At 67.2% G+C, this 21,449-nt stretch carries 20 protein-coding genes; 7 read left to right on the top strand and 13 right to left on the bottom strand.

What is annotated here, in order from left to right; genetic code table 11:
* Window positions 1-20 precede the first annotated feature (20 nt).
* Both H8S47_RS14060 and H8S47_RS14055 read right to left on the bottom strand, forming a co-directional pair.
* Complete coding sequence (locus H8S47_RS14060; RefSeq protein ID WP_187504458.1) at window positions 21-338, bottom strand: hypothetical protein; 318 nt, start codon at window positions 336-338, stop codon at window positions 21-23.
* A 51-nt stretch (window positions 339-389) separates the two neighbouring features.
* Window positions 390-1,319 carry a LysR family transcriptional regulator gene (locus H8S47_RS14055; protein WP_187504457.1) on the bottom strand — a complete coding sequence of 310 codons (930 nt, stop codon included), beginning with the start codon at window positions 1,317-1,319 and terminating at the stop codon, window positions 390-392.
* Between the two features lie 107 nt (window positions 1,320-1,426).
* Between H8S47_RS14055 and H8S47_RS14050 the strand changes: the two genes are divergently transcribed.
* On the top strand, window positions 1,427-2,953 hold the full coding sequence (locus H8S47_RS14050) for a CoA-acylating methylmalonate-semialdehyde dehydrogenase (RefSeq protein ID WP_187504456.1): 1,527 nt from the start codon (window positions 1,427-1,429) through the stop codon (window positions 2,951-2,953).
* Between the two features lie 94 nt (window positions 2,954-3,047).
* On the opposite strand, the gene H8S47_RS14045 is transcribed toward H8S47_RS14050, so the two are convergent.
* Window positions 3,048-3,359: a GIY-YIG nuclease family protein gene (locus H8S47_RS14045; protein ID WP_187504455.1), complete on the bottom strand. Its 312-nt coding sequence runs from the start codon at window positions 3,357-3,359 to the stop codon at window positions 3,048-3,050.
* A 127-nt stretch (window positions 3,360-3,486) separates the two neighbouring features.
* On the opposite strand from H8S47_RS14045, the gene H8S47_RS14040 reads away from it, so the two are divergent.
* The 4 genes from H8S47_RS14040 to mmsB all read left to right on the top strand — a co-directional run bounded on the left by H8S47_RS14040 (window position 3,487) and on the right by mmsB (window position 7,662).
* Window positions 3,487-4,632, top strand: coding sequence for an acyl-CoA dehydrogenase family protein (locus H8S47_RS14040; protein WP_187504454.1), 1,146 nt, complete (start codon window positions 3,487-3,489; stop codon window positions 4,630-4,632).
* Between the two features lie 115 nt (window positions 4,633-4,747).
* Complete coding sequence (locus H8S47_RS14035) at window positions 4,748-5,791, top strand: enoyl-CoA hydratase/isomerase family protein (RefSeq protein WP_187504453.1); 1,044 nt, start codon at window positions 4,748-4,750, stop codon at window positions 5,789-5,791.
* Between the two features lie 92 nt (window positions 5,792-5,883).
* Complete coding sequence (locus tag H8S47_RS14030) at window positions 5,884-6,660, top strand: enoyl-CoA hydratase (RefSeq protein WP_187504452.1); 777 nt, start codon at window positions 5,884-5,886, stop codon at window positions 6,658-6,660.
* A 132-nt stretch (window positions 6,661-6,792) separates the two neighbouring features.
* Window positions 6,793-7,662, top strand: coding sequence for a 3-hydroxyisobutyrate dehydrogenase (gene mmsB / locus H8S47_RS14025; protein WP_187504451.1), 870 nt, complete (start codon window positions 6,793-6,795; stop codon window positions 7,660-7,662).
* Between the two features lie 24 nt (window positions 7,663-7,686).
* On the opposite strand, the gene H8S47_RS14020 is transcribed toward mmsB, so the two are convergent.
* From H8S47_RS14020 to H8S47_RS13980, 9 genes are all read right to left on the bottom strand, one after another.
* Complete coding sequence (locus tag H8S47_RS14020) at window positions 7,687-8,082, bottom strand: MAPEG family protein (protein WP_187504450.1); 396 nt, start codon at window positions 8,080-8,082, stop codon at window positions 7,687-7,689.
* A 52-nt stretch (window positions 8,083-8,134) separates the two neighbouring features.
* Window positions 8,135-8,353 (bottom strand): hypothetical protein, encoded by a 219-nt coding sequence (locus tag H8S47_RS14015; protein WP_187504449.1) that lies wholly within the window; start codon window positions 8,351-8,353, stop codon window positions 8,135-8,137.
* A gap of 85 nt (window positions 8,354-8,438) precedes the next feature.
* Window positions 8,439-9,812 carry an MATE family efflux transporter gene (locus H8S47_RS14010; protein ID WP_187504448.1) on the bottom strand — a complete coding sequence of 458 codons (1,374 nt, stop codon included), beginning with the start codon at window positions 9,810-9,812 and terminating at the stop codon, window positions 8,439-8,441.
* A gap of 367 nt (window positions 9,813-10,179) precedes the next feature.
* Window positions 10,180-11,310: an extracellular catalytic domain type 1 short-chain-length polyhydroxyalkanoate depolymerase gene (locus H8S47_RS14005; protein WP_187504447.1), complete on the bottom strand. Its 1,131-nt coding sequence runs from the start codon at window positions 11,308-11,310 to the stop codon at window positions 10,180-10,182.
* 98 nt (window positions 11,311-11,408) lie between these two features.
* A complete protein-coding gene (locus tag H8S47_RS14000; RefSeq protein WP_187504446.1) occupies window positions 11,409-12,662 on the bottom strand; it encodes an adenosylmethionine--8-amino-7-oxononanoate transaminase in 1,254 nt (417 codons plus the stop codon).
* A complete protein-coding gene (gene bioD, locus H8S47_RS13995; protein WP_187504445.1) occupies window positions 12,659-13,276 on the bottom strand; it encodes a dethiobiotin synthase in 618 nt (205 codons plus the stop codon). Before bioD ends, H8S47_RS14000 begins: the two co-directional genes overlap by 4 nt.
* Window positions 13,273-14,394: an 8-amino-7-oxononanoate synthase gene (locus H8S47_RS13990; RefSeq protein WP_187504444.1), complete on the bottom strand. Its 1,122-nt coding sequence runs from the start codon at window positions 14,392-14,394 to the stop codon at window positions 13,273-13,275. Before H8S47_RS13990 ends, bioD begins: the two co-directional genes overlap by 4 nt.
* Window positions 14,395-14,803: 409 nt before the next feature.
* Window positions 14,804-15,445, bottom strand: a complete 642-nt coding sequence (locus H8S47_RS13985; RefSeq protein ID WP_187504443.1) for a 2-dehydro-3-deoxy-6-phosphogalactonate aldolase — start codon at window positions 15,443-15,445, stop codon at window positions 14,804-14,806.
* Window positions 15,442-16,305, bottom strand: coding sequence for a 2-dehydro-3-deoxygalactonokinase (locus H8S47_RS13980; protein WP_187504460.1), 864 nt, complete (start codon window positions 16,303-16,305; stop codon window positions 15,442-15,444). The genes H8S47_RS13985 and H8S47_RS13980 overlap by 4 nt, the downstream gene beginning before the upstream one ends.
* Before the next feature lie 191 nt (window positions 16,306-16,496).
* Between H8S47_RS13980 and H8S47_RS13975 the strand changes: the two genes are divergently transcribed.
* Both H8S47_RS13975 and H8S47_RS13970 read left to right on the top strand, forming a co-directional pair.
* Window positions 16,497-17,210: a FadR/GntR family transcriptional regulator gene (locus tag H8S47_RS13975; RefSeq protein ID WP_187504442.1), complete on the top strand. Its 714-nt coding sequence runs from the start codon at window positions 16,497-16,499 to the stop codon at window positions 17,208-17,210.
* Window positions 17,211-17,344: 134 nt separating this feature from the next.
* Window positions 17,345-20,509, top strand: a complete 3,165-nt coding sequence (locus H8S47_RS13970; protein ID WP_187504441.1) for a TRCF domain-containing protein — start codon at window positions 17,345-17,347, stop codon at window positions 20,507-20,509.
* A 3-nt stretch (window positions 20,510-20,512) separates the two neighbouring features.
* Here the strand turns inward: H8S47_RS13970 and H8S47_RS13965 are convergent, their stop codons facing one another.
* Entirely contained in the window at window positions 20,513-21,358 is an 846-nt protein-coding gene (locus tag H8S47_RS13965; protein ID WP_187504440.1) for an N-formylglutamate amidohydrolase, read from the bottom strand.
* Window positions 21,359-21,449: the final 91 nt, after the last annotated feature.

The raw sequence follows: 21,449 nt of genomic DNA, 5'->3' as shown, positions 1-21,449 counted from the left end.
TCTCGACCGTTCCTCACTCGCTACCGCCGACGCTTGCCGATCATCGGCCGCAGCCTCACGCCGACACAGATCACCGTCGGCCACAGCAGCGTGTTGACGATATCGAGCGAGGTATCCTCCCACCGCCACGACCCGAAGGTCATGCGGTCCATGATCTCGTTGAACGCCTCGCCTGCGACCACCACCCACCACGGGATGAACGTGCCGAACGAGCGGCGCGTGATGAGCCGCGCGATCATCAGCAACAGCATCCCGGCATGGATGTGCAGGATCGTGTCGGGCAGCCCCGTGCCGTCGCCGATCCAGTCGATCATCTTGTGGTAGAGGGTCGGGATCACGCTGTTCCTCCGGACGAACAGGATGTCGCCGCGGCGCGCGCTATACGGGGCTCACTGCGGCGCGGCAATCGATGGGCCGGTCGGCTGGGGAGCGGCACCCAGCATCAGCGGCTTCAACTCGCCTATGGTCGCGTCCAGCCAGGCGATGAACCGGTCGATCCGCGCGATCCGGCGGACGTCGCGGTGGACGACGAGCCAGAACGAGCGCGCGATGTCCACCGCTTCGGGCAGCACGCGGACCAGCCCCGGCATCCGGTCGCCGATGAAACACGGCAGGATTCCGCACCCCGCCCCCGCGGCGATCAGCTCGGCCTGCGCGACGATGCTCGAACTGCGGATCGAGGCGTCGAGACGGCCGTCGATCTCCGCCAGATAGCGGAGTTCGGGGGCATAGATCATGTCGGGGACGTAGCCGATCAGCCGGTGACGCATCAGATCCGTGGTCGTCGCGATCGGCCCGGTCCTCGCGAAGTGATCGGGATGCGCGTAGAGGCCAAGGTGATAGTCGGTGAGCTTCCGGGCAACCAGCGGCCCGCTTTTGGGTCGTGCGAGCATCACCGCAATATCCGCCTCGCGCCGCGACGGATTGAGGAACCCGGTCGATGCGATCAGGTCGACGGCGATCCGCGGATGCTGGTTGGTGAACGACGCGAGCCGGGGCGCGAGGATACGGCTGCCGAAGCCTTCCGAGACGCTCAACCGGATCGGTCCCGCGAGCACGCCCGCGTCGTTGCCGACCACTTCCTGGATGCCGAGCGCGGACGCCTCCATAGTCTCGGCATGTGCGAGCAGCGCTGCGCCGCGCTCGGTCAGCGCGTAGCCGGCCACCGTTTGTTCGAACAACGTGGTCTGGAGTCGCCGCTCGAGCCGTTGCAGGCGCCGTGACACCGTGGTCGCGTCCTGCGCCAGCATTTTTGCTGCGGGTCCAAGTCGGTGCGTGCGCGCCAGCGCCAGGAAATATCGAACGTCGTCCCAGTCCATGAACGCTTCGTCCCATGCTGCATATCTGCAGAGCGAATCTGCAAACAGCCCCACTTGGCTGCGAAACGCTTATGGCGGACGATGCGCGCAACTAGAAGAGGATGCCCATGCGGACGATCGAGAATTTCGTGAGCGGTGCGGCCAGCACAGCGGAGCGCTTCGGCGACGTGTTCGACCCGAATTCGGGCGACGTGCAGGCGCGGGTACGCTTGTCGGGTGCCGCTGATCTGGACCGTGCGGTCGCGGCCGCCCAGAAGGCGCAGCCCGCTTGGGCGGCGACCAATCCGCAGCGCCGCGCCCGCGTGATGTTCGAGTTCAAGCGGCTCGTCGAAGTGAACATGGACGAGCTCGCGCGGCTGCTCTCGTCCGAGCACGGCAAGGTGATCGCGGATTCCAAGGGCGACATCCAGCGCGGGCTCGAGGTGATCGAGTTCTGCTGCGGCATCCCGCACATCCTCAAGGGCGAATACACGCAGGGCGCCGGGCCGGGGATCGACGTCTATTCGATGCGCCAGCCGCTCGGCATCGGCGCGGGGATCACGCCGTTCAATTTCCCGGCGATGATCCCTTTGTGGATGTCGGGCGTCGCTATCGCCACGGGTAACGCGTTCATCCTCAAGCCGTCCGAGCGCGATCCTTCGGTGCCGGTGCGGCTGGGCGAGCTGTTCGTAGAGGCGGGGCTGCCCGAGGGCATCTTCCAGGTCGTCCACGGCGACAAGGAGATGGTCGACGCGATCCTCGATCATCCGGCGATCAGCGCGGTGAGCTTCGTTGGCTCGTCCGACATCGCGCATTACGTGTATCGTCGCGGCGTCGAGGCGGGCAAGCGCGTCCAGGCGATGGGCGGCGCGAAGAACCACGGTATCGTCATGCCGGATGCGGACCTCGACCAGGTCGTCGCAGACCTGTCAGGCGCGGCGTTCGGGAGCGCGGGCGAGCGCTGCATGGCGCTGCCGGTGGTGGTGCCGGTCGGCGAGAAGACCGCCATCGCGCTGCGCGAGAAGCTGATCCCGGCGATCGCTGCGCTGCGCGTGGGTGTGTCGACCGACAACGACGCGCATTACGGGCCTGTAGTGAATGCGGCGCATCGCACGCGGATCGAGAACTGGATCCAGACCGGCGTCGACGAGGGCGCGGAACTGGTCGTCGACGGGCGCGGGTTTGCATTGCAGGGGCATGAGAAGGGCTTCTTCATCGGGCCTTCGCTGTTCGATCACGTCACCACGAGCATGTCGGCGTACAAAGAGGAGATCTTCGGACCCGTCCTCCAGATCGTCCGCGCCGCCAATTTCGAGGAGGCGGTGCGCCTGCCGAGCGAGCATCAATACGGCAACGGTGTCGCGATCTTCACGCGCAACGGGCACGCGGCGCGCGAGTTTGCGGCGCGGGTGAACGTCGGCATGGTCGGCATCAACGTGCCGATCCCGGTGCCGGTCGCGTATCACACGTTCGGCGGCTGGAAGCGCAGCGCGTTCGGTGACACCAACCAGCACGGCATGGAGGGCGTGAAGTTCTGGACCAAGGTCAAGACGATCACGCAACGCTGGCCGGATGGGTCTGCGTTGCCGGCGATGGCCGAGGATGGCGGTCCGGCGCGCAACAACGACGCGTTCGTCATTCCGACGATGGGGTGAACGGTTTGCCGTCCCCGGATCCCGTCATCCTGGACTTGATCCAGGATCCAGCGTTACGGAGCGCGACGCTTTTGGCTCTGGATCCTGACTTTCGTCAGGATGACGGGAGGGGATCGAAACCCCAGTCTTCGGCCAGATCGCGCCACGTAGGATTGTCGGTCTCAATAAGCTCGATCTTCCACGAGCGCTTCCAGACCTTGAGCTGCTTCTCGCGCGTGATCGCTGCCTCCATCGTGTCGGCCATTGCGAACCACACCAGCCGGTTGACCGCGTATCGCTTTGTGAACCCAGCGAACGCGCCGTCGCGATGCTGAACGATCCGCGCCATCAGGTCGGAAGTGACGCCGATGTACAGCGTTCCGTTGCGCCAGCTCGCCATGATATAGACCGCGGGTTGCCTAGCCATATCATTCCCCCACCCCGTCATCCTGACGAAAGTCAGGATCCAGGGCCACGAGCGTGAGCATTCGCCGCTCTGGATACTGGGTCAAGCCCAGTATGACGGAAGCAGTATGACGATTCAGGAAAGTCCGATGACCAACCAGTTCGACCTCACCGACGACCAGCGCGAGATCCAGGAGTTGGCGCGCAGGTTCACCGCCGATCGGATCACGCCGCATGCGGCTGAGTGGGACGAGAAGCACATCTTCCCGCGCGATACGATCAAGGCGGCGGCCGAGCTTGGGTTCGCGGCGATCTATGTCAGCGAGGAGAGCGGTGGGATCGCGCTCGGGCGGCTCGAGGCGGCGCTGATCATGGAGGCGATGTCCTACGGGTGTCCTTCGACGTCTGCGTTCATCAGCATCCACAATATGGCGGCGTGGATGATCGACCGGTTTGGCTCGCAGGGCGTCAAGGACAAGTATCTCCCCGATCTGGTGACGATGGACCGGCTGGCGAGCTATTGCCTGACCGAGCCGGGCTCGGGCTCCGACGCGGCTGCGCTCAAGACGCGCGCCGTGCGCGACGGCGACGACTGGATAGTGACGGGCTCGAAGCAGTTCATCTCGGGTGCGGGCGAGAACGAGGTGTACGTGACGATGGTCCGCACCGGTGAGGATGGGCCCAAGGGCATCTCGTGCCTGGTGATCGAGAAGGACATGCCGGGCGTGTCGTTCGGCGCGAACGAGAAGAAACTCGGCTGGCATTCGCAGCCGACGCGACAGGTAATCTTCGACGGCGTCCGTGTGCCGGCGGCGAACATGGTCGGCGGGGAGGGTGAGGGCTTCCGGATCGCGATGATGGGGCTCGATGGCGGGCGGCTGAACATCGGCGCTTGCTCGCTCGGCGGCGCGCAGCGGTGTCTCGACGAGGCGATCGCGTACACCCGCGACCGCAAGCAGTTCGGGAAGGCGATCGCCGATTTCCAGAACACGCAGTTCATGTTGGCGGACATGGCGACCGAACTCGAAGCGGCGCGCGCGCTGCTCTACATGGCGGCGGCCAAGGTGACGGCGAACGCGCCCGACAAGACCAAGTTCGCGGCGATGGCGAAGCGGCTTGCGACGGATACGGGGTCTTCGGTGGTGGATCGCGCGTTGCAGCTGCACGGCGGGTACGGGTATCTGCAGGACTACCCGATCGAACGCTTCTGGCGCGACCTGCGCGTGCATTCGATTCTCGAGGGCACCAACCAGGTGATGCGGATGATCGTCGGTCGCGAACTGACGCGGCAATGAGTCCGCGCAGCTTTGCTCAATCTTTCTGCTCCGCGTCTCCGCGTCTCCGCGTGAAAAAATTCTTGATTCACGCGGAGACGCGGAGGCGCGGAGATGGTGTTCGGGAGGTGAACGCGTGACCGATGATCTGATCGTCGAAAGTGAAGGGCCTGTCGGCCGGATTAGACTAAACCGTCCAAAAGCCCTTCACGCGCTCAATCTCGGCATGTGCGAAGGTGTGCTAGAAGCGCTTGAGACATGGCGGGGCGATCCTTCCGTCGAGGCGATCGTGGTGGATCATGCCGAGGGGCGTGGGTTCTGTGCTGGCGGCGATATCCGCATGCTCGCCGCCTCGGGGGCGACCGACGGCGTCGAGGCGCGCGCGTTCTTTCATGCCGAGTATCGGATGAACCATCGGCTATTTACCTATGCCAAGCCGATCGTCGCGTTCATGGACGGGATCACGATGGGCGGCGGCGTTGGGCTGGCGCTGCCGTGCCGGTTTCGCGTCGCCACGGAGAATACGAAATTCGCGATGCCGGAGACTGGGATCGGGTTGTTCCCTGATGTTGGCGGCGGCTGGTATCTGTCGCGGTTGCCCGGGAGGATCGGGCAGTATCTGGCGCTGACCGGGCATCGGCTGGATGGCGCGGAGTGTCTCACGCTGGGGCTCGCCACGCATTTTCTTGCTAGCGATGCGCTCGAGACCGCCCAGGCGCGGATTGCGGAGACGCCGCAGGATATTGCCGGCGTGCTGGATGCGCTGGCGACGTCGGCGCCCGACGCGAAGATCCTTGCGCGCAAGGATGACATCGACCGGCTGTTCGCGTCCGACGTGCTTGAGGACATCTACGCTGCGCTCGACGCCGATGGTGGCGAGTGGGCGATGCAGACGCTCGCGACGCTGAGGACCAAGTCGCCGCAGACGATGAAGGTGTCGTTGCGGCTGCTCCACGAAGGTGCGGCGATGGCGAGTTTTGCCGACGAGATGAAGCAGGAATATGCCGTCGGCGCGCATGTCGTGCAGCGGCATGACTTCATCGAGGGCGTGCGCGCGGTGATCGTCGACAAGGACAATGCGCCGCGCTGGGATCCGGCCACGCCCGAGGCTGTGACCGATCACGTGATCGACCAGATTTTCGCACCGTTGCCCGAGCATGAGGCATGGACGCCGGGTTGAACAGAAAACACGTCGCCCCAGCGAAAGCTGGGGTCTCCCGATGATGATGAGACCCCAGCTTTTGCTGGGGTGACGGAATTGGAGAAGTTAGAATGGCGACCTACGAAACGATCCTCGTCGAGCAGCGCGACGGCGTCACGCTCGTGACGCTGAACCGGCCTCAGGCTCTGAATGCGCTCAACTCGCAGGTGCTGGCGGATCTGATCGCCGCGTTTGCAGCGTTCGATGCGGATCCGTCGCAGGGGTGCGCGGTGCTGACTGGTAGCGCCAAGGCTTTCGCGGCGGGGGCGGACATCAAGGAGATGCAGTCGCAGGGGTTCGCCGACATGTACGCGAGCAACTTCTTCGCCGGCTGGGAGAATTTCACGCGGACGCGCAAACCCGTGATCGCGGCGGTCGCGGGCTATGCGCTCGGCGGCGGGTGCGAGCTGGCGATGATGTGCGACTTCATCCTCGCCGCCGATACCGCAAAGTTCGGGCAGCCGGAGATCAAGCTCGCCGTGTCGCCGGGCATGGGCGGATCGCAGCGCCTCACGCGCGCCGTCGGCAAGGCCAAGGCGATGGAGATGTGCCTGACCGGGCGGATGATGGACGCCGCCGAAGCGGAGCGGGCAGGCCTTGTCTCGCGGATCGTGCCGGCGGACGAACTGGTCGACGAGGCGGTGAAGACGGCGACCACGATCGCCGCGATGGCACCGCTGGCGGTGCTGGCGAACAAGGAAATGGTCAACGCCGCGTTCGAGACGGGGCTCGCGATGGGTGTGCAGTTCGAGCGGCGGCTGTTCCACGGGCTGTTCGGGACGGCGGACCAGAGCGAAGGCATGGCGGCGTTTGTCGAGAAGCGCGCCGGGACCTGGACGGGGAAGTAAGCCAATTTCCCCTCCCGCTTGCGGGAGGGGTCAGGGGAGGGGCGTGCCCGGATTGCCGACGATGTGATTGCGGCACTGCCCTCCCCCAACCCCTCCCGTGAACGGGAGGGGAGCAGAATCAGGAGAGAGAACATGGCACGGATCGCATTTATCGGGCTCGGCAACATGGGCGGCGGGATGGCGGCGAACCTCGCCAAGAAGGGCCACGACGTTCGTGCGTTCGACTTGAGCGCGGACGCGCTGGACAAGGCGAAGACCGCCGGCTGCCTCCCCGTCGCATCCGCTGCCGAGGCTGCGGACGGCGCCGAGGCGATCGTGACGATGCTGCCGGCGGGCAAGCATGTCGCCGAGGTCTATGATGCGCTGTTCGGCGTTACCCCGGCGTCCGCGATCCTGATCGACTGTTCGACGATCGACGTCGCCACCGCCAAGCAGGTCGCCGAAGCCGCGCAGGCCAAGGGACTTGTCGCGGTCGATGCGCCGGTGTCGGGCGGGATCGGCGCGGCCAATGCTGGCACGCTCACCTTCATGGTCGGTGGTTCGGCCGAGGCGTTCGACCGGGCTCAGCCCATCCTCGCGGACATGGGCAAGGCCGTCATCCACGCGGGCGCGAACGGCGCGGGGCAGGCGGCAAAGATCTGCAACAACATGATCCTCGGCGCGACGATGATCGCGACCTGCGAGGCGTTCGTGCTGGCAGAGAAACTTGGGCTCGATGCGCAGGCATTCTACGACATCGCGAGCGTGTCGTCGGGCCAGAGCTGGTCGATGACCACCTACGCGCCGCTGCCGGGGATCGGTCCCGATACGCCTGCCGATCACGACTATCAGGGCGGGTTCGCGGCGGCGCTGATGTTGAAGGACCTGCGGCTCGCGATGGCGGCGGCGCAGGATGTCGGCGCGGATACGCCGATGGGCGCGAAGGCTGCCGAGCGCTACGAGGCGTTCGCCGAGGCCGGGCAGGGGAGCCTCGACTTCTCGGCGATCATCCGCACGCTTTGAGACAAGCCGGGGCGAGGCTGACCCTCAGAGGAAGCGGATCAGCATCAGCAACAGGCCGAGGATCGACACCATCCAGCACAGGCTGCGGATATATTTGACCCCGAACAGGTACAGCGGGATGTAGGCGATCCGCGCGCCGAACCAGAGCCACGCACCGATCGCACCGATGCCGCCGGTGCGATCGGTAACGGCCAGCCCTAGCGCGAGCGCGACGAAGACCGGATAGGTTTCCTGGAAATTCTTCAGCGCGCGCTCGGCGCGGCCTGCCATCTCGCCGAGCGGCTTCTGCTCGCCGTCGCGCGGGCCGGCATTCCAGTCGAGCCCGCGGTCGCGCGTCGCGGTCTGGCCCTGGATCATCACATAGGCGAACAGTAGGACCGTCGACCAGCCGAGCAGCAGCAATTCGGTAGGCAGCGTCATGATCGATCTCCGCAGGAGGCCAGCGGATCTCGCCAGCGGATCTCGAACGCCGCTATGCCAGCGAGGTTGCGCTGGGTTGGACAGGATTGGCAAGCTGGCGTGCATCGCGGGCGCGGTGGAACGCGCGATCGGCATCGTCGATCGCACAGAGCAGGCTGCCGAAGCACGGCACCTCGTCGATCGGATAGACCCGCGACAGATCGTGGCCGAGCGCGAAAACGTCGCGCTGCGTGAGCAACCCGATCGCGACGATGCGGTCTTGATCAGGCATATGTCAGGCTCCAGTAGTGTAACACACGTTAACACGTCTGAGCTGCTATGTATCAGTAATATCGGATAAAGAGGCCAAGCGAGCCTTAGCCGAGGCCAAGTCGTTCGCGCGCCTGCCACCGGGCGATCATCAGCACCGAAACCACCGCCAGTCCGGCCGCCAGCCCTGTCCAGATGCCGACCCCGCCCCAGTCGCGCCCGAATGCGAGCCATGCGCCGACACCGATGCCGATCCCCCAATAGCCGATAGCGGCGAAGATCATCGGCACCTTGGTATCGCCCAGCCCGCGCAACATCCCCGCGCCGATCACCTGTGCGCCATCGACCACCTGGAACACCGCGGCGACCGCGAGCAGCGAGATCGCCAGTGCGACGACGGGCGCATTGGCGGGTGCATCGACGTCGAGGATGATGCCGATCAGCAGTTGCGGGGCGAGGACGAGCAGTGCCGCCGTCAGCACCATGAAGCTTTCGCCGATCGCGAACGCCGCCCAGCCGGCGCGTCCTATGCCGGCGCGGTCGCCGCGTCCGGAGGCGAGCCCGACGCGGACGGTGGCGGCTTGCGCGATGCCGAGCGGGACCATGAAGGTGACGCTTGCGATCTGGATCGCGATCGCGTGCGCGGCGAGCGGGACGGTGCCGAGCAACCCCATCAGGAACACCGCGGCGATGAACACGGTGGATTCGAACCCGAGCGTGATCGCGATCGGCAGGCCGAGCGTCCAGACCGCGCGGTATCGCGGCCAGTCGGCGCGCCAGAACCGGCCGAGCAGGCGATAGCGGCGGAACGGCCTTGCGTAGATGACGACGGCGGCCATCGCGACGAAGCTGAGGCCGTTGGCGATGCTGCTCGCCATCCCCGAGCCGAGAATACCGAGCGCGGGGAGGCCCGCATGGCCGAAGATCAACAGCCAGTTGAGCGCGGCGTTGACCACCAGCAGCCCGACCATCACCACCAGCGACCAGCCCGGCCGTTCGAGCGCGGCGACGAACGCGCGCAGCACGAGGAAGGCGAGGCTCGGCAGCATCCCCCACATCACTGCGCGGACGAACCGCGCGGCGTCGTGCGCGAGCAGCGGGTCCTGGTCGAGCAGGTGGACGAGAATCGCCTCGGCATTCCAGAGAATGATCCAGGATGGGAGGCAGAGCGTGGCGGCGACCCAGATCGTCTGCCGCACGGTCCGCCGAATATCGCGCACCGCATACGGCCGCGCGCCCCGCTCGCGCGCGATCATTGGCACCGCGGCGGTGGTGAGCCCCATGCCGAACACGAGGAAGACGAGGTACAGGTTCAGTCCCAGCGTCGCCGCCGCCAATGTGTCGGGCCCGAGCCGCCCGAGCATCGCGACGTCCGTCGCGCCGACCAGCGCCTGGGCGAGGTTCGTCGCGACCAGCGGCCAGGCGAGCTTCAGCGTGGCGGTGAATTCGGTGCGCCAGGGGCGGGGCGGGGTGGACGTCATGCGCTGGCTTTACCCGGGTTCACGGGCAAGTCGATTATTCCTGCTTACTCTCCCCTGTCAGGGGAGGTGTCGCCGCAGGCGACGGAGGGGTGACCCGCGATCGAAAGGGCGATACCCTTCCGTCTGGCAATAGCCAGCCACCTCCCCTGCCAGGAGAGGATTGACGTGGCGTGAGCCGCCGAGGCAACGCACCGGGACGTCGCGCGACGGTTTCGCAACCATCCCGTGTTTTTCCAGCCACTCCGTCATCCTGACGAAAGTCAGGACCCAGAGCCACACAAGACACCGCTGTTACTCTGGGTCCTGACTTTCGTCAGGATGACGATGGGGTGTTTGGCGCGCACTCAACTCCCCACCCTCCGGCATCCTACCGCATCAATCCGGCAGCGCGGAGGGCGTGTTCGATCGTCGCCTGGATCCCCGTAGGCGCCTCGGCGCGAGGCTTCGACGCAGGCTTCGCCGCGGGTTTCGGCGAAACCGGGATCGCGATCTTCGCGACGCGTTCGACCGGCGCCGGCTTGGCCGCAGTCTCCGCCTTCGCCGCCGCAACCAGCCCCCAGGACTTGGCAATAACTGCCGTACTAGAAATCCCGACGTCGAGCATGAACGGCCCAGCGGCGCCCAGTCGCTCGCCGCGCAACGGGTCGATCGGCGTCCCATGGCCCATGCCCGGCACGGTCCAGTCCTCGACGACGTCACGTCCCTCGGCATCCGACCAGATCCGGTGGACCGCGGTGCCAACCCGCTCCGTGCGTACCGCGGTCGCGTCGACGCCGTGGATGCCGCGCCATTGCCGCGCGATCGTGTCCGCATTCGCGACGCTGACCGTCGCGTCCGCGCCGCCGTGCCAGATCGCCAGCGTCGGCCAGCGCCCGTCATGGCCGCGCGAGCCGCTGCGAACCGCGTCGGCCAGCGCGACGTCGCTGGTGTCGCCATGCCCACGCATCCGGTCGAGCGCCTGCGACACGCCGGTCGCGGTGCCGTAGGCGAGCCCGCCGATTACAGCGCCGCCCGCGAACAGGTCCGGCCGGGTCGCCAGCATCGCCACCGTCATTGCGCCGCCCGCCGACAAGCCGGTGACGTACACGCGGCTGCGGTCGAGGCCGTGGCGCGCGATCATCGTCTCGCTCATCTGCGCGATCGATTCCGCCTCGCCGCCAGCCTGCGCGGTGTCCTCCGATGCGAACCAGTTGAAGCAGAGGTTGGGATTGTTCGCGCGGGTCTGCTCGGGAAACAGCAGCGCGAAACCGGCACGGTCCGCGAGCTTCGACCAGCCCGACCCGTGATCATAGCCTGCCGCGGTCTGCGTGCAGCCATGCAGGACGACGACCAAAGCCGCGCCCGGTGGCAGGTCCTTGGGCACGTAGCTGTGCCCAAGCAGCGCGCCCGGGTTAGTCCCGAACTCGATCAGCGGCGTCAGGCGGCTCGGCGCGATGTCGCGCGGCGTCGGTGCCCCGGCACGCGCCATGCGGGCGATGGTATCGGCGATGTTTCTCACGTGAATCGAGCCTTTCGTCGCAAGCGTACTCAGCCGCGATCCTATCTCAACGTCGCACGTACATCATTTGTTGCTGCAGTGCAGCAAGAACGTCAGCTTCAATGTCGGATCACATCGCATGCTTCGCTGATCGCGGCGTAGATTCGGTCGAGATCGGCATCGTCTATGCAGTAAGGCGGCATGACGTAGACGGTGTTGCCGAGCGGGCGGAGCAGCAGGTCGCGGTCACGGAAGAAGGCGAGCAGGCGTGGGCCGATCTGCGAGAGATAGCCGTCCTCGCCGCGCAGTTCGACCGCGGTGATGGTGCCGATCTGGCGCGCGTTGGCGATGCGGGGGTGGCGAGCGAGGGATTCCAGCAGCGAGGCTTGGCGTGCGGCGAGGTCGGCGATCCGCTCGCGCACAGGTTCGTCGCGCCAGATCGCGAGGTTCGCGTTGGCGGCGGCGCAGGCGATCGGGTTGGCGGTGTAGCTCGACGAGTGGAAGAACATCCGGGCGCGGTCGGTGCCGTAATGCGCCTGGTAGATCGCCTCGGTCGCCATCGTCACCGCGAGCGGTATCGCGCCGCCGGTCAGCCCCTTCGACAGGCACAGGATGTCGGGCACCACGCCGGCCTGTTCGCAGGCGAGCAAGCTGCCGGTGCGGCCCCAGCCGGTCATCACCTCGTCGGCGATGAACAGCACGTCGTGCGCCGCGCAGATCCGGCGCATTTCGGCGAGAATGTGCGCCGGATAGATGTGCATGCCGCCCGCGCCCAGCAGCAGCGGCTCGACGATGAACGCGGCCGGGCGCTCGGCGCAGGCTTTCTCGAGCGCGTCGAGCGACGCCTGTTCGCATCCGGCGGCAGGGAAGGGGATCGTCCCCACGTCGAACAGCAGCGGCGCGTAGGCGCGGTTGTAGACGCCGCGCGCGCCGACCGACATCGCGCCGATCGTGTCGCCGTGATAGCCGTGCTCCATCACGAGGATGCGGTGACGGTCCTCGCCGCGATCGAGCCAATAGCCGAGCGCCATCTTCAGCGCGCACTCGACGCTGGTCGAGCCTGAGTCCGAGAAGAACACCCGCGTAAGGTCCGGCGGCATGATCGCAGTCAGGCCGCGCGCAAGGTCTTCGGCAGGCTGGTGCGTCCAGCCGGCGAAGATGATCTGGTCGAGCTTGCCCGCCTGTTCTGCGATCGCCGCCATGATCCTGGGGTTGGCGTGGCCATGCGTGGTCACCCACCAGGACGAGATCGCATCGACAATCCGTCGGCCATCCGATGTGTAGAGTGCGGCGCCGTCGGCATGCGTGACGAGGGGAATCGGCTCGCGCAGGCCGTGCTGCGTGAAGGGATGCCAGACGGGGGAGTCGGTCACCGGAACGCCTCCAAGTCGAAATTCGCGGCGAACGCCTCGGCCAGTGTCGCGGCGTTCAGCGGATCGAGACGGGGCAGGCGGCCGAGCCGGCGGACGTCGCCTAGCGCCGCTATCGTCGCCTCGCTATCCTCGACCGCGTCGCCGACGAAGGCGATGCCGAGGATCGGTACGCCGCGGCTGCGCAACGCCTCGATCGACAACAGGCTGTGGTTGATCGTGCCGAGCCCGGTGCGCGCGACGAGCACGACCGGCTTGCCCCACCGTGCGAACAGGTCGGCGAAGATCAGGTCGCGAGTGACCGGCACCATCACGCCGCCCGCGCCCTCGACCACCAGCGGGCCCTCGACTTGGGGCAGCGCGAGCCGGTCCGGATCGATCGTCACGCGGTCGATCTCGGCGGCGAGATGCGGCGAGCACGGCGTGGTCAGCCGGTAAGCTTCGGGCAGGACGTGGTCTGCGGGAACACCCAGGGTCACCACCGAAGCCGCATCGCTGCCGTCCGCGAGCCCCGCCTGGACCGGCTTCCAGTAGCGCGCGCCGAGCGCCGCGGTCAGGCCCGCGGCGAACACGGTCTTGCCGATATCGGTGTCCGTTCCGGTGACCACGATCGTCATTGCAGCGCCTCTCTCAATACCGTTCCCAAAGCCTCGATATCCGCCGCAGTGGCGTTCAGCGTCAACGATATCCGCAACCGCGACGTACCGTCGGGCACGGTCGGCGGCCGTATGCCGCGGACGTCGAACCCGGCCGCCTGAATAGCGGCGGCGACGTGCATCGTCCGCGCGGCATCGCCGAGTATCAGCGGCAGGATCTGCGACCCGGTCGCCGCGACGCCGTACGGCGCCAGCACCCGCTCCGCCGTTGCGACGAGATCCCAGAGCCGCTCCCGCCGCGCCGGTTCTTCCGCCATGATCCGCAACGCCTCGCCGACCGCCAGCGCCATCAGTGGCGACGGTGCGGTCGAGAAAATGAACCCGCGCCCGCGATTGACGATGAACGCGCGCATGACCGCCGGCCCGCAGAGCAATGCGCCCTCGCAGCCGAGCGCCTTGCCGCAGGTGCGCAAGGTGATGACGTTGTCGCGTCCGTCGAGCCCTTCGGCGAGGCCCCGGCCATCGGTGCCGAACACGCCGGTGGCGTGCGCCTCGTCGATCAGGAGAACGGCGTCATGGCGGTCCGCTACCCGCGCGAGATCGGCGAGCGGCGCGCGGTCGCCATCCATGCTGTAGAGGCTTTCGACCGCTATCCACACGCGGCCCTTGCCGCCAGCCTTGCGCCAGGTGGCGATTGCGTCTTCGAACGCGCTTGGGTCGTTGTGTTCAGCACTTACGCAGGTCGCCCGGGTCAGCCGCATGCCTTCGTGCGCGCTCGCATGGATCAGGGCGTCGTGGACGATTAGGTCACCGCGCTGCGGCAGCGTTGCGAACAGGATCGTGTTGGCGATGTAACCGCTGGCGAAGAACAGCGCCGCCTCGGTGCCGAAAAACCGCGCCGCATCCGCCTCCAGCGCCTCATGCTCGGGCGCATTCCCTCGTAACAACCGCGAGCCGCCCGAGCCGACTGGCACGCCGCGCGCCAAGGCCTCGATCATCGCAGCCCGCAGACGGTCCGATCCGGCGAGCCCGAGATAGTCGTTCGAGGCGAAGTCGACCCCGGTACGCGGTCGGAGCGATCGGTACCGGTCGGCGGCGGCCAGCGTGGCGAGGTCTCGTTCCTGGTCGGCAAACATCATCGCGCCGCCCTAATCGTTACGCGGCACGATGACGATAGCGGGTCGATGAGGCGTGAGACTTACCCCGCCAGATTCGAACCCCGCTGGTTTCGAATCCCGCAAGTTTCGAACCTCAATCCCCGCCGCACTCCGTCACCCCAGCGAAAGCTGGGGTATCCCGGTTGGCGAGCGGGCAATCCGAACCAGGAGACCCCAGCTTTCTCTGGGGTGACGGGCGGGGTTGGTGGGGATATCTGGTTGCGGTTGCGGTTGCGGTTGCGGTTGCGGTTGCGGTTGCGGTTGCGGTTGCGGTTGCGGTTGCGGTTGCGGTCCTGGCAGAGTCCCGGAAGCACGAGAGCTTAAGAGCAGCAGAGCTTCAGAGCCAGCGGCGCCCCTCCGACGGCCGGGGCCAGCTCTGGTAACCCTTTGATTACGCCTGCAACGCGTCGATAAATCCGCGCGCCCGCGCGCCGACATCGGCCGCGGTCATCCCCGGCGCATACAACGCGGAGCCCAGACCGAAACCCGCCGCACCCGCCTTGCGCCACTCGGCCATGATCTCCGGCACCACCCCACCGACGGGTAGCACGCGCGTGTCCTTGGGCAGGACGGCGCGCATCGCCTTCAGCACCGCCGGGCTCGCCGCCTCGGCGGGGAACAGCTTCAGCGCCGCGGCACCCGCTTCCAGCGCTGCGAATGCTTCGGTCGGGGTCGCGATGCCGGGGAGGGCGACATAACCGCGCTCGGCCGCCGCCGCGATCACCCGTACGTTCGCGTTGGGGGCAATGATCAGCGTGCCACCCGCCGCGCCGACCGCCGCCACATCCTCGACGCGCAGCACCGTGCCCGCACCGACGACCGCGCGACCTTTCAGCGTGCGCGCCAGCCGGGCGATGCTATCGAGCGGGTCGGGCGAGTTCATCGGCACTTCGAGGATCGTGAAGCCCGCCTCGACCAGCGCCTCGCCGATCGCCTCGACCTCATCGGGCTTCACACCGCGCAGGATCGCGATCAACGGGCATTTCGCGAAGGCGTCGTCGAACGCTTGGCGGTGCGTGGTGGGGGAAGTCATGCTGCAAGATCCTGGATGCGGGTGATGCCGGCCACGAATGCGGCCTGGCTGTCGATATGGTGCGAGGTGCCGCCCAGCGCATCGATCGCGCCGGCATAGAGCGCACCCAGCGCGGGGTCGGCAAGGATATGCACCGCGGCACCCGGCTCGATCCTCGCGGTGGTGTCCGCACCGATCAGCAACCCGCTCGCGAACGAGGCTGCGTGCGCGTCATCGGCAATCCCGAGCACGCCGCGCGCCCGGATCGCGAACAGGCTGGCGGCGAGATCGCGCCGCGCCCCCTCGGCGACGCCTTCGAGAAACGCGGAGCCCAGTTCGACCGGGTGGCCGAGCTGTCGCGACAGCACGCCGTGCGCGCGGAGCAGCGCGAAGAGTTCGCCCGTCATCGCAGTCGTGAAGCGGGTGATCGCGCCGCCCTCGACGGTCGCCCATTTGCAATGCGTACCGGGTTGGCAGAGCATCGCGTCGGCGGGCACCAGCCCGGCGGCGACTGCACCGAGCAGCTGCACCTCTTCGCCGCGCATCACGTCGGCATGCAGCCCGTAGCGGTACGACAGCCCCGGCACGATCGCGGTGCGGTCGTCGATCCGGTCGAGCCCCGCGGCGATCTCGCCAAGACCCGCGGGCGCCGCGACATACGGCACGCTGCGCCAGCCGATGTTCGATCCGACCATCCCGGCGAGCAGCATCGGCAGGTCGCCGAGCCGCGCGCGGATGCCGGCGACCTCCGCCTCATAGTCTTCCGCAGCGACATTGGCCGCGCCGCGATCGTCCCGCTCGGACGCGACGACGCTGCCGTCCTCGATCCGGAACGCGCGCCTGTTGGTCGTGCCCCAATCGACTGCAATAAAATCGCCCATCTCATCACCCTCGGGCTCGTTGCCTGTGCCGCAATAGGATCGCTCGCGCGCGGTGGCGACGATCGAACTGCCCGGTTTATATGACAATTACGGAATGTTTGTCATGCACGATCGCGCAACACGTATTTTAGACCTTTTGACGGGTGACAGTATCGCACGCTTGCGTCAGAACCTTGCCGATGGCGATCGATATGACAGAAAGCGAGAGTGGTCCGCCGGTAACCGCGTTGGGGCGTAACCTTACGCACGGGATGCTCGATACGCTTGGCCGCGCGATCGTCACGGGGCGCTACGAACATCGTCCGTTCCCGACCGAGGCGGAGATCGCCAAGACGCACGGCGTGAGCCGATCGGTGACGCGCGAAGCGGTCAAGATGCTGACCGCAAAGGGCTTGGTCAGCGCCCGCCCGCGACAGGGCACCATCGTGCAGCCGGCAAGTGCCTGGAACCTGTTCGATACCGACGTCCTGCGCTGGACGCTGGAGCGTAAATTCTCGGTCGATCTGCTCCGGCATTTCAATCAGTTGCGAGTGGCGATCGAACCGGAGGCCGCTGCCTTGGCGGCACGGTTCGGCGACGCTGCCGATTTCCTGACGATCCGGGCCGGGCTGGAGCAGATGGAGGCGGGGGAGGCCGGACTGACCGATCCGCTCGAGGCGGATATCGCGTTCCATATGGCAATCCTGCGGGCGTCGAAGAATCCCTTCTACGCGCAATTCCAGTCGGTGGTGTCTACGGCGCTGCGCACCTCGATCCGGTTCACCAACCGCATCAAGGGCCGGTCTGCCAACATCGGCGATCATGCGGCCGTGGCCGATGCGATCGTCGCGCGCGATCCCGATGCCGCACGGATCGCGATGACGCGCATCATCGGCGATGTGCTGACGCTTATCGGCGAGGAGTAGCGCGGCACGTGCGCGCCTTTCGGTACGCCGTGTCCTTCATCGCTGCAAACGAACGAACGTCCTGATCCAGGATAGCATCGCCGGAACACGAATCTTGGGGCTCTCGTTGAGCGTCTAAAGAAGGATGCGTATCGATGCTTCAGGTCAGTCAGCAGGTCGTCAGCGAGCGTGTCAGCCCTCTTGCCGCGGGACCAGTAGCGGTCGCGGTTGTCGAGGGATTGGAGAAGGGCGACGTGATATGCGTTGCCGCCGACGATCAGCGCGCGACGGAGATTGCCGGAATCGCGGCGGCGTTCGCGCCGGATGCGCTGGTGGTGCACCTGCCATCGAGCGACGCGTTGCCAGGGGACGATGCGCCTGCATCGCCCGCCAATGTCGGCCGCCGGGTCGCGGCCCTGCGCCAGCTGCGGGCGGCGACGGAAGGCAACGCGCATCCGATCCTGCTTGTAACGACGGCGGAGGCGACTGCGGTACGGTATCCAGCGCCGGCAATGTTCGATGCGGCACCACCGCGGCTTGCGGTCGGCGATACGATCGACGTCGATGCCTTTGCTGATATCGCGGCGGAGATAGGGTATATAGTCGACGACCGCGTCGACGAGCCGGGCGAGATCGCGCTGCGCGGCGGCGTGATCGACGTCTTCCCGGCGGATCGCGAGCATCCCGTGCGGATCGAGTTCGCCGATGGCGTCATCACCGGGCTTCGCGACTACGATCCGGTGTCGCAGCTTAGCGAGGGCGATATCGATCGCGTCGAGATCGGCCGTGCGACCGAGCCGTCGGTCGACGATGGCGTCTCCGTTCTCGCGCATCTGCCACGTGCCGCGATCGCGCTGGACGAAGGCGCAGAGCGCCGCCGGACGCGGTTCCTCGGAATCGCGGCAGACGGCCTGCCGCGCCGCAAAGCTGGCGCCGATCTGGTCGACGACAAGGCGTGGCAGGCGGCAATGGCCGAGCGCGGCGTGCTGGAGATCGCAGGCGACGATGCGCAACCGCCGCGTTTCGTGGAGCGGCGCGATCCGGCGCGTGCGTTCGCGCGGTTTGCAGAGGAGGTGCTTGCCGATGGGCGACTATTGATCGTCGGCTCACCGCGCGACCTGCGGTTCCTGCAACCCAGGCTCGAACGGGCGGCAAAGATCGCCTTTGCGCAGGTCGAACGCTGGTCCGAAGCGCATGCGGCAAAGCCCGGCAGCGCGATGATGCTGGCCGCCCCGATCGACCGTGGGTTCGTCATCGATGGCATGACGATAGTCGCCGGCGCAGACCTGTTGGGTGGGCGTGCCCGCACAGACGAGATTTCGGGCAGCGGGGCGGGGGCGATCGCCGCGCTGGCGAGCGAACTGCGGTGCGGCGACGTGATCGTCCATGAGGAGTTCGGCATCGGCGTCGTGCGCGGCCTGGAGATGCTGCCGGGAACGGATGGCGACGCGATCGTCCTGGAATATGCCAAGGGCGGACGTCGTCTGGTGCCCGTCGCGGAGGCCGACCGGATTTGGCGCTACGGAGCCGAGGTGGACGCCGTGACGCTCGACGCGCTGGACGGATCGTCGTGGCAGAAGCGACGTGGCGCGATCGATTCGGCGATTGCCGAGAGCGCGCGCGATCTCGCCGCGATCGCCGCCGAGCGCGGGGCGCGGACCACCGATCCGATCGTGCCGGACCGGGCTGCGTATGAGCGATTCGCCGCCGGGTTCGCCTTTACCGAGACACCGGACCAGGCCCGCGCGATCACGACGACGCTTGCCGATCTGGCGAGCGGCAAGCCGATGGACCGGCTGGTGATCGGCGATGTCGGCTATGGCAAGACCGAGGTCGCGCTGCGTGCCGCCGCCGCGGTTGCGCTGGCAGGACGCCAGGTCGCGATCGCCGCGCCGACGACGGTCCTCGTCCGCCAGCATATCGAGACCTTCGCGCGCCGGTTCGAGGGAAGCGGCATCGTCGTCGCGGGGCTGTCGCGTCTGTCGAGCACGGCTGAGAAGGCGCGGGTCAAGGCGGGGCTTGCCGACGGATCGATCCAGGTCGTGATCGGTACCGGGGCGATCGCCGGCAAGGGCGTCGCCTACAAGGACCTCGCGCTTGTTGTGATCGACGAGGAGCAGCGCTTCGGTGCGGCCGACAAGGCGAAGCTGCATGCGCTGGGTGCGGGCCACGTCCTGACGCTCAGCGCGACGCCGATCCCGCGGACGCTGCAATCGGCTATGATCGGGTTGCAGGGGCTTTCGGTGATCGCGACGCCGCCTGCGCGCCGCCAGCCAATCCGAACTGCAGTGGCGAATTTTGACGACGCCACCGTCCGTGCTGCGCTGCGTCGCGAACGCGCGCGCGGCGGACAGAGCTTCGTCGTCGTCCCGCGGATCGATGACATGGCGCCGCTGGCCGCGCGGCTTGCCAAGCTCGTTCCCGAACTCGGGCTCGTCCAGGCGCATGGCAAGATGCCGGCGGTGGAGATCGACGAGGCGATGGTCTCGTTCGCGGCGGGCGACGGCGACATCCTGCTCGCAACCAACATCATCGAGGCGGGGCTCGACGTGCCGCGCGCCAACACGATGATCGTCCACCACGCCGATCGGTTCGGCCTGTCGCAGCTTCATCAGTTGCGTGGACGGGTGGGGCGCAGCGGGCGGCGCGGGCAGGTGATGCTGCTGACCGATGGCGACGCGACGATCGCCGAGGCTACGTTGAAGCGCCTGCGGACCTTGCAGGCGTTCGACCGGCTCGGCGCGGGCTTTGCGATCAGCGCGCGCGACCTCGACCTTCGCGGAGCAGGCGATCTCGTCGGCGAGGCGCAGGCCGGCCACATGAAGCTGATCGGCATCGATCTGTACCAGCATCTGTTCGGCAGGGCGCTGCGCAAGGCGCGGCTCGAGCGAGACGGGGATACGCTGGTCGACGACTGGATCCCGGAACTGCATCTGGAACTCGGCGGATGCCTGCCCGAAGAGTGGATCCCAGAGACCGAAGTGCGACTGGCGCTGTACGCCCGGCTCGCGCGACTGGACGGTGTCGCCGCGCTCGATCAGTTCGAGGCTGAACTCGACGATCGTTTCGGTGCGATGCCCGATCAGGCGCGACGTCTTCTCCAGGTCGCGCGAATCCGTACCCTGGCGCGGGCGGCGGATATCCGGCGGATCGACGCCGGGCCTGCCGCGATTGCGCTCACGCCTTATGACCGACGGACCGCGAAACCCGTGGGCGACCTGGTCGAGAAGAACGGTCGCTGGATCGCCGGCGAGAGCATCGCAGATCCGATCGAACGGGCCAACCGAATCGAGGAGTTGCTCGACGCGCTCGTTGCGTAGCGCCTATTCCGCGGCTTGTGCCAGCGGAAGCGATAGCGCCTCGTCTGTGAGCGCGGCCAGGATGGCGCGCACCAGATCGACGACCCGGGCAAAGCCGGCGCCCGGTGCATGGAGTTTGCGATCGAGATAGAGTGTGCGGTCGAGTTCGAGCTGGACCGCATGGATGTTCGCACCCGGACGGGCGTGCCGTTCGAGGATGTGCCCGCCGGCATAGGGGGTGTTGATCGCGGTCGAGAAGCCCCGCGCGGTGCATTCGGTCTCGACCCGCGTCACGAACCGCGCCGCTGCGGCGTGCCCGAATCGATCGCCCAGCACGATCCGCGTACCACCGGGGCCGAGCGGCGGCATCGAGTGCAGATCGAGCAGCACCGCCACGCCGAACTGCGTCTTTGCCGCCTGAAGCGCACTGGAGATCGCCGCATGATAGGGGCGATGATCTTGCGCGATGCGGGCGGTGACGTCGGCATCGGTGAACCGCCGCGCCCAGAGATCGCCCGCGCCCGACACGCGCCGTGGCACCAGCCCCAGCCCGCTGCGCAGCTTGGCGGACTGCTGTGCCGGTGCCACCGACGCGGCGCCCTCGTCGAGCAGCGGATCGCGTTCGTCTTCGCCCCGGTTGAGGTCGATCCACGCGCGCGCTCGCGTCTGGACGATCGTCGTCTGGTTCGTCCGTGCGGCGCGCGCGACCGCGTCGACTAGGCGGTCTTCGAGCGGCAGCAGTGCTGCGAGCGGCACGCGAAGCGCGGTCTTCAGCGCCGGTGGATACTCCCGACCGGCATGCGGCACCGACAGCACCACCGGGCTGATCGGCGGCATCGCGCCGAGGCGTTCGAAGGGAGAGGGGGGCATCGCCCTACGCTAGGGCCGCGCAGCCATCGGGGCAATCGACCTCCCGCGCAACCCGGTCTCCCCGTCGCGCTTCATGGTCAATGAACTGGAA

It is taken from the genome of Sphingomonas albertensis (genome assembly GCF_014358075.1).
Classification (GTDB): domain Bacteria; phylum Pseudomonadota; class Alphaproteobacteria; order Sphingomonadales; family Sphingomonadaceae; genus Sphingomonas; species Sphingomonas albertensis.
Note: the sequence above shows the minus strand (reverse complement) of the source record. Positions and strands in the feature narration are given on the sequence as shown.